This window comes from Actinomadura mexicana (genome assembly GCF_900188105.1).
In the GTDB taxonomy this organism is placed as follows: domain Bacteria; phylum Actinomycetota; class Actinomycetes; order Streptosporangiales; family Streptosporangiaceae; genus Spirillospora; species Spirillospora mexicana.
This window is the reverse complement of the sequence record NZ_FZNP01000005.1, coordinates 67,090-79,303: the sequence shown is the minus strand read 5'-3', so window position 1 is coordinate 79,303 and position 12,214 is coordinate 67,090. Positions and strand designations below refer to the sequence as shown.

General features: G+C 73.0%; 13 protein-coding genes. 3 read left to right on the top strand and 10 right to left on the bottom strand.

The window, feature by feature from the left end; genetic code table 11:
* Window positions 1-3: 3 nt before the first annotated feature.
* Entirely contained in the window at window positions 4-591 is a 588-nt protein-coding gene (locus CHC11_RS14370) for a TetR/AcrR family transcriptional regulator (RefSeq protein ID WP_089312221.1), read from the bottom strand.
* Window positions 592-638: 47 nt separating this feature from the next.
* Here CHC11_RS14370 and CHC11_RS14365 point away from each other — a divergent pair, with 47 nt between their 5' ends.
* Complete coding sequence (locus tag CHC11_RS14365) at window positions 639-1,457, top strand: class I SAM-dependent methyltransferase (RefSeq protein WP_089312220.1); 819 nt, start codon at window positions 639-641, stop codon at window positions 1,455-1,457.
* Between the two features lie 33 nt (window positions 1,458-1,490).
* On the opposite strand, the gene CHC11_RS14360 is transcribed toward CHC11_RS14365, so the two are convergent.
* Complete coding sequence (locus CHC11_RS14360; protein ID WP_089312219.1) at window positions 1,491-1,985, bottom strand: pyridoxamine 5'-phosphate oxidase family protein; 495 nt, start codon at window positions 1,983-1,985, stop codon at window positions 1,491-1,493.
* A gap of 104 nt (window positions 1,986-2,089) precedes the next feature.
* Here CHC11_RS14360 and CHC11_RS14355 point away from each other — a divergent pair, with 104 nt between their 5' ends.
* Window positions 2,090-2,530, top strand: a complete 441-nt coding sequence (locus CHC11_RS14355; protein WP_089312218.1) for an ArsR/SmtB family transcription factor — start codon at window positions 2,090-2,092, stop codon at window positions 2,528-2,530.
* A complete protein-coding gene (locus tag CHC11_RS14350) occupies window positions 2,527-3,054 on the top strand; it encodes a GNAT family N-acetyltransferase (RefSeq protein ID WP_245919208.1) in 528 nt (175 codons plus the stop codon). Before CHC11_RS14355 ends, CHC11_RS14350 begins: the two co-directional genes overlap by 4 nt.
* A gap of 21 nt (window positions 3,055-3,075) precedes the next feature.
* Here CHC11_RS14350 and CHC11_RS14345 read toward each other — a convergent pair whose 3' ends face one another.
* The 8 genes from CHC11_RS14345 to ehuB all read right to left on the bottom strand — a co-directional run bounded on the left by CHC11_RS14345 (window position 3,076) and on the right by ehuB (window position 12,171).
* Window positions 3,076-5,922, bottom strand: coding sequence for a hypothetical protein (locus CHC11_RS14345; protein WP_089312217.1), 2,847 nt, complete (start codon window positions 5,920-5,922; stop codon window positions 3,076-3,078).
* Window positions 5,923-6,045: 123 nt separating this feature from the next.
* On the bottom strand, window positions 6,046-7,182 hold the full coding sequence (locus tag CHC11_RS14340; RefSeq protein ID WP_089312216.1) for an NAD(P)H-dependent flavin oxidoreductase: 1,137 nt from the start codon (window positions 7,180-7,182) through the stop codon (window positions 6,046-6,048).
* 9 nt (window positions 7,183-7,191) lie between these two features.
* Window positions 7,192-7,587, bottom strand: coding sequence for a Zn-ribbon domain-containing OB-fold protein (locus tag CHC11_RS14335; RefSeq protein WP_089312215.1), 396 nt, complete (start codon window positions 7,585-7,587; stop codon window positions 7,192-7,194).
* Between the two features lie 2 nt (window positions 7,588-7,589).
* The gene (locus CHC11_RS14330) at window positions 7,590-8,780 is read right to left on the bottom strand and encodes a thiolase family protein (protein WP_089312214.1); all 1,191 of its coding nucleotides are present in this window, start codon (window positions 8,778-8,780) and stop codon (window positions 7,590-7,592) included.
* A gap of 190 nt (window positions 8,781-8,970) precedes the next feature.
* Entirely contained in the window at window positions 8,971-9,918 is a 948-nt protein-coding gene (gene ehuA / locus CHC11_RS14325) for an ectoine/hydroxyectoine ABC transporter ATP-binding protein EhuA (protein WP_245919205.1), read from the bottom strand.
* The gene (ehuD, locus tag CHC11_RS14320; RefSeq protein WP_179278853.1) at window positions 9,905-10,558 is read right to left on the bottom strand and encodes an ectoine/hydroxyectoine ABC transporter permease subunit EhuD; all 654 of its coding nucleotides are present in this window, start codon (window positions 10,556-10,558) and stop codon (window positions 9,905-9,907) included. The genes ehuA and ehuD overlap by 14 nt, the downstream gene beginning before the upstream one ends.
* The gene (gene ehuC, locus CHC11_RS14315; RefSeq protein WP_089312212.1) at window positions 10,558-11,274 is read right to left on the bottom strand and encodes an ectoine/hydroxyectoine ABC transporter permease subunit EhuC; all 717 of its coding nucleotides are present in this window, start codon (window positions 11,272-11,274) and stop codon (window positions 10,558-10,560) included. The genes ehuD and ehuC overlap by 1 nt, the downstream gene beginning before the upstream one ends.
* A gap of 3 nt (window positions 11,275-11,277) precedes the next feature.
* Window positions 11,278-12,171, bottom strand: coding sequence for an ectoine/hydroxyectoine ABC transporter substrate-binding protein EhuB (ehuB, locus tag CHC11_RS14310; protein ID WP_089312211.1), 894 nt, complete (start codon window positions 12,169-12,171; stop codon window positions 11,278-11,280).
* Window positions 12,172-12,214: the final 43 nt, after the last annotated feature.

Genomic DNA, 12,214 nt, shown 5'->3' with positions numbered 1-12,214 from the left:
GGGTCAGCGCAGCACGGCCGCGACGACCCCGGTCACCGTCCTGCGCACGGCCTCGTCGTCCGGAGGCGGGGCGGTCCGGTCGGCGAACAGCAGATGGCCGGTGCCGACCAAGGTGGGGGCGAGCAGGTCGACCTCGGCGTCCGCCGCGACGCGGCCGAGGTCGCGCTCGGCGGCGAGGTAGGCGGCGATCATCTCCACGGCCTCGGTCAGCACCGGCACGCCGGCCGGCCAGGTCCGCCGCAGCCGGGCGCGCAGCTCGTCCCGGAAGGTGATGAGGGGGACGATCGCGACGGCGACCGACGCGAAGACGGCCTTCAGGGCCGTGGAGAGGTTGCCGACGACGGTGCCGGTCCCGGCGGCGTCGCGCAGGGCGGCTGCGTCGGCGTCCATCCGGTCCACGCGGTCCAGGACGAACTCGGCGAGGAAGGCGTCGAAGTCGGCGAAGTGCCGGTGCAGCACGCCCTTGGCGCAGCCCGCCTCCTCGGTGACCGCCCGGCTGGTGAGTGCGCTCGGGCCGTCCCGCAGCAGGACGCTTTCGGCGGCGTCGAACAGCTGACCGCGCACGTCGCGCATGGCGACACCTGTCGGCACGGCGGCCCTCCTTGACGAGTGGGCAAGCGCCCATTCATAGTGGGCGCATGCCCATTATATCGACCGGCCCGTCCCCCGAGCCGCATCGCGCCCGCGAGGTGGCGGAGTCCTTCGGCACGGACGCCGAACGCTACGACCGCGCCCGGCCCCGCTATCCCGACGCCCTCGTGAAGCGCATCGTCGCCGCCGGCCCCGGACCGGACGTCCTCGACGTCGGCTGCGGCACCGGCATCGCGGCCCGCCAGTTCCAGGCCGCCGGCTGCACGGTGCTCGGCGTCGAGCCCGACGCGCGGATGGCCGGCTTCGCGCGGCGCGGCGGGCTGCGGGTCGAGGAGGCGACGTTCGAGTCCTGGGACCCCGCGGGGCGGGACTTCGACGCCGTGATCGCCGGGACGGCCTGGCACTGGGTGGACCCGGTCGCCGGAGCGGCCAAGGCGGCGCGGGTGCTGCGGCCGGGCGGCCGCCTGGCGGCCTTCTGGCACGTGTTCCAGCTCCCGCCCACCGTGGCGGACGCCTTCGCAGCCGTCTACCGGCGTGTCGTGCCCGACTCGCCGTTCAACCTCCGCACGGACACGCCGGCCATGGACGTCTACCAGGTGATGTTCGCCAAGGCCGCCGACGGGATCCGGAGCGCCGGAGGCTTCGGTGAGCCGGAGCAGTGGCGGTTCGACTGGGAGCACACCTACACCCGAGACGAGTGGCTGGACCAGATGCCCACCCACGCCACGCTGACCGGGCTCCCGGACGTCGGGCGGGCGCAGGTACTGGAAGGCGTCGGCGAGGCCATCGACGCCATGGGAGGTGCCTTCACCATGCCTTACGCCACCGTGGCCGTCACCGCGGCGCGTGACGCCGGCCAGGAGTGACACGCACCGCGGACTCCCGGATCCGCGGTCCGGTCAGGTCGGCGGCACCGGGTTCACGCGGCGCCGGGTGTCGATCCCGGCGGTGTTGCGCGGATCCCGCCCCGGCAGGTGAACCTCGTAGCCGGTCGCGTCCGCGTGGTAGAGGCGCAGTGCGGCGCCGCCGCTGAGCTCGTCCGGCCGGAAGGCCACCGCGCCCCGATCGGCCCGGGGGAACGCCTCGGCGCAGCGCCGCGGCAGATCCTCGTCCGGCACGACGGAGGCCACGGCGTCGATGTAGACGGCGCGGCCCTGCCCGACCTCCACGGTGGAGTCGTAGATGACGATGGCGACCTCCGGACGTGCGGCGATGTTGCCCGAGTGCCGCGCGTCCGGGGAGGACACCCAGTAGAACGTGCGGTAGCCGGCGTGGGTGAAGTACACCGGCGACAGGCGTGGCCGGTGATCGGCCTCGCTCGTCCCCACGGTCATGTACCGGTTCCCGTCGATGACGGTCCGCGCCGACTCGTCCAAATCCTCTGGCAGGCTCATGGGGGAGAAGTGTGGCCGATGGGCCTGACAACGCGGCGGTGAAGACCGTCTCCCGGACGGTCCTTCTGGATCTTCGTCGCTCCATCGTCTATCGTCGATGGACGATGGATGCCGATATCGGGCCGCTGGACCGGCCCACCGCCGCCGAGTACGCCTCCTGGTTCAAGGCCCTGGCCGATCCCACCCGGATCCAGATCGTCTCGCTGCTGGCCCGCAGGAACCGCCCCATGAGCGTCGGCGAGATCGTGAAGGCGGTGGAGGTCGGCCAGTCGACCGTCTCGGCCCATCTGCGGGTGCTGGCCGGAGTGCGGCTCGTGCTGGCCGAACGGCGGGGCACCGCCTCCTACTACCGCGTCAACGACGCCTGCGTCGGCTGCTTCCCGTCCGCCGCCGACGTCGTCATGGGCCGGCCCGTCCCCGCCCTGCCCGTTCCCTCCCTGCCCGTCCCCGCCCAGCCCGTCCCCGCCCAGCCTGTTCCCTCCCTGTCCGTCCCCTCCGTGCTCGCTCCCGCCCTGACCACGGGCGCCCCGGAGGGACGGCCGTGACCGGTCCCGAGGCGTCCCCCGGCATCGCCGTCAGGGCCATGCGCCCGCACGACGCCGGGCGGGTGCTGGCGATCTACCAGGACGGCCTGGACACCGGCCAGGCCAGCTTCGAGACCGGCGTCCCCGCCTGGGAGGAGTTCGACGCCGCGAAGCTCGACCGCCACCGGTACGTGGCCGCCGACGTCGCGGGGGCCCCGCCGGGCGACGTGCTCGGCTGGATCGCCGCCGGTTCCGTGTCCGACCGCTGCTGCTACAGCGGCGTGGTCGAGCACAGCATCTACGTCTGCCCGCGTGCCCGGGGCCGGGGCGTCGGTTCCGCCCTGCTAGCCGCCTTCATCGCCTCCACCGAGGCCGACGGCATCTGGACGATCCAGTCGGGCGTCTTCCCCGAGAACACCTCCAGCCTGCGGCTGCACGCCAAGGCCGGGTTCCGCGCCGTGGGCGTCCGCGAACGCCTCGGCCGCCTCCACGGCCGCTGGCGCGACGTCGTCCTGCTCGAACGCCGCAGCCCCCTCGTGGGGTAGCGGCCGAGACGCGGACCGACGTCAGCGCGGGCAGGGATCCAGGCGGGGAACGCGCCTCTCGCCGTTGAGACGGCCGCAGATCGGCGTGGAGACCGGCTCGCCGTCCCTCAGCGTCACCCTGATCATGGTGATTCCGCGGGTACCGGGACCGCCCCGCTTGTGGCTTTCGCCCTCGAAGGCGATGGTCCCCGTGGCACCCTCCAGGCCGGACAGGTGGGGCAGCTCCTGCAGCACCGAACCGGAGGTGACGGTGCGGCTGCCGGCCACCACGCCCGCCCGGTCCCGGACGGGGGAGAGGGCGTCGTAGGCGTTCTGGGCCGCCTCCCCGAGGGCGAGGGCGGCGTCGTAGGCGAGGGCCATCTGGCCGTTCACGAGGAGCGGCTCGTCGGGGCGGACGCGCGGGGCTCCGATGCGCAGGACGTTGCGGGCCAGCAGGAAGAAGCCGTTGGTCTGGTCGCGGTCGCCGGCGATCAGGAACGGCAGGTGGACGAACGCGGTGTGGTAGACGACGGTGTTCTCCGGCAGCGGGACGTCGTGGGGGCCGGTGCCGAAGCTGGACTTGGTCACGTCGTCGCCCGCGAGCAGGACGAGGCGGTGGCGGGTGCAGCCGCCCTGGATGAGACCGTCGCGCAGGCCGCGCAGGTCCTCGGAGCGTCCGGCGAAGTAGACGAGGCGGTAGGAGGCGGCCTTGCAGGCGGCCTTGACCGCGCGGGCGACGTCCTCGGAGCCGGTGTACTCCACGCGGTCGGTCCTGCGCGGGTGCAGGACCCGGGTGATGTCGTCGGCGATCTCGCGGCTGTAGGCGTCCCGGGACGGGCCCGGGGTGCGGTAGACGATCATCGCGCGGCTGATCGGGCGGTCGCCGAACTCGGCGCGGACGGCGGCGCGGGTCGCGGCGGCCTCGTCGTAGTCGGTGGCGGCCAGGCTGTAGTAGTGCTTCAGCCGGGGCAGTTCGTCGGAGGAGTTGACGGTGTCGACGACGGGCAGGCCGGCGTCGCTCAGCCGTTCGATCGCGGCCCCGGACGGCTCGGTGTTGCGGCCGAAGCCGATGACGCCGGCGAGGGTCGGGTCGCGGCGGGCGAGGTCCAGGATCCGGTCGGCGGTCTCGTCGGAGAACGCCATGTTCTGTCCCGTGTTCGCGGGTAACAGGCGGATCTTGAGGGGGTTGCCGACCTCGCCGGGGCCGCCGGACCTGTTGTTGCGCCGCTGCGCGAGGTAGGCGCCCGCGAGTTCGTGCACGCTGCTGACGGTGACCTCGCTCTGGCCGGGGCTCGCGGTGAAGATCCCCACGTAGACGAGCGTCACGTAGGGGGCGCCCGAGGTCGTTACGGCCTTGTTCTCCTGCTCGATGCGGCGCTGGAGGTCGGCGAGGGTGAGCCGCGGCCCGGCGTTGCCGTCGGACGGTGCATGCCGGTCGCCGTCCATGCCGATGCTGTCGGCGCCGCGCTCGAACCGGACGCCGTGCGTGGACACGCCGACGCATTCGCGGCTGCGGTCGGCGTTGGTGTGCAGCCTGGTGTCGCCGTTCCAGCTCATGGGCAACCCGACGCTGCAGTAGGTGGAGCGCAGGTCCAGCTGCGCGTAGGTCACCGCGCACACGCACACCAGGACGGCGGCGATGAGGGCGCGCCACGACCACAGCCACGTCCAGCGGGGGCGGCGCCGGACGGCGAAGTCGTCGGCGGGGCGCTGCTCGGCGGGGGCGCCGGAGACCGGGATGCGCAGAAGGTAGGGCAGCCGGACGGACTCGCTCGGCCCCTGCGCGGTGCCGAGCGAGGACCGCCAGTGCTCGTATCGGTCCATGGCGTCGCCGCCGGCGGGCGCCGGGCCGCCGAGCTCGTCCCGGGTGGCGGCGTCGATGGCCGCGATGACCAGCAGCGGGTGGAACTCGCTGCGGCGCGCCCGGATGTCGCTGATCGCCGACAGCACGGCGAGGCCGCCGTTGCGGCGCCCGGGACGCGACAGGAACACCACGGGCGGCGCGGGGCGCTTGAAGCCGCGCAGGCTGGGCGCGAGCCGCCGGTACTGGTCGCGGATGTCCTCCAGCAGCGCGAAGGTCTTGATCTGCAGGAGGAACCGGGCCGCGTCCGGCTTGGCGAGCCGCTCGGACACCCGGTGCAGGCGGCCCTCGAAGCCGAGGTCGTCGCCGCTCTCGTCCAGGACGGCGAAGAACGACGTGCGGGCGAACCAGCGGTAGCGGCCGCCGAACCCGGCGCGCGACAGCACGGGCAGCCAGATCCGCCGCGTGGACAGCGCGGCGACGGTGACGAGCACGACGGCGAGGACGGCGGCGGCGGTGGCCAGGATGCGGCTCGGCGTCTGCTCGGCGATGCCGCCGGCGAGCACCGCGATGAGGGCGACGATGGACGCGCCGATGCCGGGCCACCAGGCGGGGGCGCGCAGCGGGGCGCCCTGCCAGCGGAACAGCCCGGCGCGCTCGTTCCAGCGGTCGACGGCGGCGACGGCGGAGCGGCGGTACGGGGGCGGCGCGAGGGAGCCGTCCGGCCCCGGTTCGGCGGCGGCGGCCTGGATCGTCCGGATGAGGTCGGAGCGGGGGAAGCGCAGGCGGCCGAACTGGGACCGGGTGTGCCGCCAGGTCAGCGGCTGGGACATGGTGTCGACGAGCGCGATCGCGGCGGCCTCGCCGCCGGCGCCCGCGAGGTCCGGGCAGATCGCCGACAGCCCCATCTCGCCCGCGAGGCGTTTCAGCTCCTCCAGGTGCTCGTCCGGGTCGTCCCGGTCGCCGGCCGGTTCCAGGACGGTGACCGGGTACGGGCGCGAGTCCAGCCGCCAGGGCAGGCGTCCGGTCATCCAGTCGAAGAGCGCGAAGAGCCCGCGCCCCGAGTCGGCGGGTCGGGGGTTGCCCACGGCGGCCTTTCCTGACGGCGGGGGCGGATCGTGCCTGTCGCAGGGAAGCGTAGGCCGGGGCCGCGGCGGCGTCACGCCGAGAGCGCCGCGTCACCCGCCGGAACGATGTCCGGTTTCGGTCGTTCAGCCCGTGCCGGTGACGGCGTTGAGGCGCTCCACGGCGTCGGCGAAGTCCTCGACCATGTCGTAGACGACCTGGCGGGCGGGCTTGACGGTGTTCATCAGGCCCACGCACTGGCCGACGAAGTAGTTGGCGAGGGCGCGGGCGCCCGGGTTGCCGGACTCGGCCACCTTGTTGATCTGCCGCATGGCGCCCTCCGCCACGATCATCTGGAGCGGCATGCCGAGCGGGCCCGGGCTGTCCGGGCCCTCCCATTCCCGCGTCCACGCGGAGCGCAACTGCCGGGCGGGCTTGCCGGTCCGCGACCGCGACCGGATCGTGTCGCGGGAGGTGGCGGCGAGCAGCTTCTCCTTCACCGGCGGGGACGTCTCGGCCTCCTCGGTGGTGAGCCACACCGAGCCGCACCACACGCCGGACGCGCCGAGCGCCAGTGCCGCGGCCATCTGGCGTCCGGTGGCGATCCCGCCCGCGGCGAGGACGGGCACCGGCGCGACCGTGTCGACCACCTCGGGGACGAGCACCATCGTGGAGATCTCGCCGGTGTGCCCGCCCGCCTCCCCGCCCTGCGCGACGACGAGGTCGACGCCGGCGGCGACCTGGCGGCGGGCGTGCTCGGGCGTCCCGACCAGCGCGGCGACGGGGATCCCGGCGGCCTTGGCCCTCTCCACCATCAGCGGCGGCGGGGTGCCGAGGGCGCTGGCGATGAGGCCGATGGGGTGGGCGAGTGACACGTCGATCAGCTCGGTCGCGCCCTCCTTGGTGACCCGCGCGCCGCCGCGCGCGTCGGACCGCCTGGCCTTCTCGAAGTCGGGCAGTGGGACGTCGTACTTGGCGAACAGGCCGACGAGGAAGCTCCAGTGCTCGTCGGGGACGGCGGCGAGCAGGGCGTCCAGGCCGCCGCCGCCCTCCGCCGCCTTGTCGATCTTGCCGGGGACGAGCACGTCGACGCCGTAGGGGCGGCCGCCCACATGGTCGTCGATCCAGCGCAGCTCCTCTTCGAGCCGGTCCGGCGTGTACGCGACGGCGCCGAGGACGCCGAAGCCGCCGGCGTTGGTGACGGCGGCGACGACGTCGCGGCAGTGGCTGAAGGCGAACAGCGGGAACTCGATGCCGAACCGTGCGCAGACCTCGGTGTTCATGGCCCGACGCTAACGGACCGAACCGCGTTCGGTCCAGGGCCGGAACAGCACGTACGACTCGCCCTCGTCCGGATGCTCGAACGCGGCGCGCAGCGCCAGCCCCTCGCGCAGGTCCGCGCGCTCCACGCCGTCCAGGCGGGCGTGCAGCCACGGTCCCTCGGCCAGCTCGACCAGCGCCAGGAACACGGGCGGCTCCTTGGGCAGGATCGTCCAGGTCACCAGGGTCGCCGCGCCGCTCGCCTCGGCCCAGCCGAGGTCCTCCTCGCCGCAGCCGGGGCAGCCGCTCGCGTCCGGCGCGAACCACCGGTCGCACGCCTCGCAGCGCCGGACGACGAGCCGGCCGGCGGCCGTGCCGTCGAAGAACGGGTCGGTCCGCCCGTCCCGCCGCAGAACGCCGGTCTCCATGGCTAGGCCCCCTTCTCGTGCGGGCTGACGACCAGCGTGGAGTGGTGGTCGAGGATCCCGCCGTTCCCGCTGACGAGGATCACGTCGGTGCAGGGCGCCTGCCGCTGCCCGCCGTCCCCCCGCGCCTGGATCACGGCCTCCGACAGCGGCGTCATGCCCCACATGTAGTACGCCGACAGCTGCCCGCCGCCGGTGTTGGTCGGCAGCGACCCGCCGGGCCCGAGCGCGCCGGACGCGGCGAACGCGCCGCCCTCGCCCTTGGCGCAGAACCCGTAGTCCTCCAGCGTCACCAGGACCGTGTAGGTGTAGCAGTCGTACAGCTCGCACACGTCCACGTCGGCGGCGGTGACGCCGGCCATCTTCATCGCCGCCGCGCCGGACGCGGCGGCGCCCGTCGTCAGGCCGAAGTCGCTGCCGCGCTCCCTGCGGTGCCCCGGGTGCCCCTGCCCCCATCCCCACAGGTGGACGGGCGGGCGCGCCAGGTCGCGGGCCCGGTCCGCGCTCGTCACGATGACGGCGACGGCGCCGTTGGACACCAGGCAGCAGTCCAGCAGGTGCAGCGGCTCGGACACCCAGCGGGAGCGCTGGTGGTCCTCGATGGTGATCGGCTCGCGCAACTGCGCGAGCGGGTTGCCGGCGGCCCACCGCCGGGTCGCGACGGCGATCGCGCCGAGCTGCTCGCTCGTCGTGCCGTAGCGGGCCATGTGCCGCTGCGCGGCGAGGGCGTAGTGGGAGTTCACGCTGCGCAGGCCGAGCGCCGCCGTCATCCCGCCGAACCCGTACCACTCCGTCTTCCCGGGCGCGGCCCCGGGCCCTGTGCCGGCGGCGCGGTCGTAGGCCGATCCCGCCGACTGCTTCGGCTTCAGCGGCGCGTCCGCGAACACGCACGCCACCGTGGTCGCCGAACCGTTCAGCACCGACATGGCCGCGTACGACACCATCGCCCCGGCCGTCGCCCCGTAGGAGTTGACCAGGGCCAGCAGCCGCAGGTCGCGCAGGCCGAGCGTGTCGGCCAGCTCGATCCCGGGCGAACCGCCGATGCCGTGGCTGACCAGCAGGCCGTCCAGGTCGCCGAGCGCCAGGCCCGCGTCGGCTGCGGCCAGCCGCACCGCGTCGGCGGCGAGCCGCCGGGGACTGCGCCCGTACACCCTGCCGAGCTCGGTCATGCCGAGCCCCACGATCGAAGTGCCCATCGCCCCGCTCTCCTCGTCCGTGGGCGCCACGGTACAGAATCGCGTTCGGTGCGGGTGCGGGCGGGGTGACCGGGAGGCCGGACGCCGCCCGGCGCGGCCGCCCCCCGGAACGGGAGTCGCCCGCGTCCCCGGGGCGACGGGGACGCGGGCGACGCGCGGGACACGGTCCCGCCCGGCGGGCCAGGACCGGTCAGGAGGCGAGGACCGCCTGCAGGAAGTCGCGGGTGCGCTGCTCGGACGGCTCGCCGAAGATCCGGTCCGGAGGGCCCTCCTCGACGATCTGGCCCTGGTCGAACATCAGGACCCGGTCGGAGATGTCCTTGGCGAAGGCCATCTCGTGGGTGACGCAGAGCATGGTCAGGTCGCTCTGCCGGGCGATGTCGCGCAGCAGGTCCTGGACGCCGACCACGAGCTCGGGGTCGAGCGCCGAGGTGACCTCGTCCAGCAGCAGCACCCTCGGCTGCATGGCCAGCGCCCGCGCGATGGCCACCCGCTGCTGCTGGCCGCCCGACAGCTGGGTGGGGTGCGCGTTCTCCTTGTCCGACAGGCCGACCATGTCCAGCAGGCCGCGGGCCCGTTCGACCGCCTCGTCCTTGGACACTCCGAGCACGCGCACCGGACCCTCGGTGAGGTTGCGCAGCACGTTCATGTTCGGGAACAGGTTGAACTGCTGGAACACCATGCCGACCTGCTTGCGCATCTCGTGCAGGTGCTTCTGGTTCGCCGGGACGCGCTTGCCGCCGCGGTCCATGTGCCACAGCGTCTCGTCGCCGATCCAGATCAGCCCCTCGTCGAGCTTCTCCAGCGTCATCAGCAGCCGCAGGATCGTGGTCTTGCCGGACCCGCTCGGCCCGATGAGCGTCACCCGCTCCCCGGGTGCCACGGTGAAGTCCAGCTCGCGGAGCACGGCGTTGGAGCCGAACCGCTTCACCACCTTCTCGAAGCGGATGCCCGGCGCCTCGCCGCGCGGCAGCTCCGCGCCCGGCTCGGCCTTCGTGGCGGCGTCCTTCTGCGTGGAGGCGCCCGCTCCGGCGGCCGCCTCGCCAGGGGCGGGGCCCTGCGCCGCGGTGGCGCCCTCCGAGGGCGGGCGGTCCGCCGCGTCCCCGGGGTCGACTGCGTCGGTGTCAATTGGTGGCATAACGCCTCTCCAGGCGGCGGACGAGTATCGAGGATATGACGCTGACCACGACGAACAACAGGCCGACCATGGTGATCGGCTCCAGGAACTGCAGGGTCTTGGACCCGACCTGGTACGCGGAGAACAGCAGCTCCGAGACGTTGATCGCCAGCAGCAGCGGCGAGTCCTTGAACATCGCGATGAGGTAGTTGCCGAGCGTCGGGATCACCCGCCGGATCGCCTGCGGCAGGACGACGTCCAGCCACACCCGCGAACGCGGCAGGTTCAGCGCGGTGCACGCCTCCCACTGCCCCTTGGGGACGTCGGCGATCCCGGCCCGGTACACCTCGGCCGTGTAGGTCGAGTAGTGGATCCCGAGGGTGATGGTGCCCGCGGTGAGGGACCCGATGGTGATGCCCCAGGCGGGCAGCACGAAGAAGACGAAGTACAGCTGCGGGATCAGCGGCGTGGACCTGATGAACTCGGTGACCCACCGGACCACCTGGTTGAAGACCCGGCTCGGGGAGCGGCGCAGCAGCGTCCACACCAGCCCGAGGACCAGGGCGATCACATAGCCCAGCAGCGTCGCGATCAGCGTGTAGCGCAGCCCGTCCAGCAGGTCGGGGAGGATCTCGCCGGAGTAGTGCCAGTCCCAGCTCATCAGGAGCTCACCCCCGCCCCGGGGGCGCCGGCCGCGATCGTCCCGAGGGACGGCTCAGCGGGCAGCCTGCGGCCCAGCATCCGGTCCACGCGCCGCTCGGCGTAGCGGACGAACAGCTGCAGCACCTGCGCGATCACGAAGTACAGGACGAGCACGACCGTGAACGCGGCGACGGTCTGGCCGGTGCTGCCCTGGATGTTCTTGGAGACGCGGGTCAGGTCGACCAGGCCCACCAGGGACACGATGGCGGTGCCCTTCATCAGCTCGATGATCAGGTTGCCGAACGGCGGCAGCATCAGCGCGAACGCCTGCGGCAGCAGCACGCGCCGCATGCGCTGGAACGGCGTGAAGTTCAGCGCGATCGTCGCCTCGTACTGCGCCTTCGGGACTGCGTTGATCGATCCGCGCACCACCTCGGCGCCGTAGGCGCCGACGTTCAGGCCGAGGGCCAGCACGGCCGCGAACATCGTGGAGAACCGGAGACCGATCAGGGGAAGGGCGTAGAAGAACCAGTACAGCAGCACCAGTGTGGCGTTGCCGCGGAAGAACTCCACGTACACGCGGTTGAGCACGCGCACACCCGCGTGGCGCGACGTGCCGGCCATCCCGAACAGCAGCGCGAGCAACAGCGCCAGTACGCCGCCGAGGAGGGTGAGCCGGATGGTGACCCACGCCCCGTCCAGCCACTGGGGATAGCTGTCGAGGACCTCGGACACGGGTCAGCCCTGGCAGAACTTGGCGGCGGTGTCGTTCGGGCCGGGCATCTCCGCCTGGGTGAAGCCGAACGGCTGCAGGACCGGCAGCAGCTTGTTGCCCTGCTGGAGTTTGGCGAGCTCGCCGTTCCAGGCGTTCACCAGGTCCGTGTCGGCCTTGCGGAACGCGAACGCGCCGGCGCCGAGCTGCTCCTTGCCGTCGATGACGGGGGTGAACGCGTCGGTGACCTCGAAGCCCTCGCCCTTGTGCTTGGTCAGCAGGTCGGCCAGCGAGATGCGGGTCAGCCAGATGCAGTCGATGCGCCCGGCCTTCAGGCCCTCGTAGGCGCTGGCCTGGTCGGCGAACGTCTTGATGTCGCCCTTCTTGACGCCGGTCTTCTCGGCGTAGTCGGCCTCGACGGCGCCGGTGAGCACGCCGACCTTGACGCCCTTCCTGCCCGGGTCCTCGGCGGCCTTGAGGCCCTTCGGGTTGCCCTCGGGCACCATGAAGGCGCTCTTGGCCACGTACTCGGGATTGGCGAACGCCGCGGAGGCGCACCGCTCGGGCGTGATGAACATGCCGGCGGCGATCGCGTCGAAGCGCTTGGCGTTGAGCCCGCCGATGAGCCCCCCGAAGTCGACCTGGACGCCCTTGATCTCGTCGATGCCGAGGTTCTTGAAGATGGCGCGCGCGAGCTCGGGCGCCTCACCGGTCAGCTTCCCGGACTTGTCGGTGTAGCCGTAGGGCGCCTCGTTGGCGAACCCGACCGTGATCGTGCCGGCGTCCTTGGCCTTCTGCAGGGTGCCGCCGCCGGTCTTCTCCTTCTCCGGATCCGTCGTGGAGCAGCCCGCCGCGGCCAGCGGCGCCGCGGCGGACAGCAGCACGGCGGTGCGGAGGAAGTCGCGTCTCGAAGAAGTCATCGTCGAACTCCTGATGGGTGAGCTCCGCGCCCGCAGGGAGGCC

Coding starts and splice junctions, on each gene's coding strand:
- CHC11_RS14365 (WP_089312220.1), top strand. CDS start 639: ATGCCCATTATATCGACCGGCCCGTCCCCCGAGCCGCATCGCGCCCGC.
- CHC11_RS14360 (WP_089312219.1), bottom strand. CDS start 1,985: ATGAGCCTGCCAGAGGATTTGGACGAGTCGGCGCGGACCGTCATCGAC.
- CHC11_RS14355 (WP_089312218.1), top strand. CDS start 2,090: ATGGATGCCGATATCGGGCCGCTGGACCGGCCCACCGCCGCCGAGTAC.
- CHC11_RS14340 (WP_089312216.1), bottom strand. CDS start 7,182: ATGAACACCGAGGTCTGCGCACGGTTCGGCATCGAGTTCCCGCTGTTC.
- CHC11_RS14335 (WP_089312215.1), bottom strand. CDS start 7,587: ATGGAGACCGGCGTTCTGCGGCGGGACGGGCGGACCGACCCGTTCTTC.
- CHC11_RS14330 (WP_089312214.1), bottom strand. CDS start 8,780: ATGGGCACTTCGATCGTGGGGCTCGGCATGACCGAGCTCGGCAGGGTG.
- ehuA (WP_245919205.1), bottom strand. CDS start 9,918: ATGCCACCAATTGACACCGACGCAGTCGACCCCGGGGACGCGGCGGAC.
- ehuD (WP_179278853.1), bottom strand. CDS start 10,558: ATGAGCTGGGACTGGCACTACTCCGGCGAGATCCTCCCCGACCTGCTG.
- ehuB (WP_089312211.1), bottom strand. CDS start 12,171: ATGACTTCTTCGAGACGCGACTTCCTCCGCACCGCCGTGCTGCTGTCC.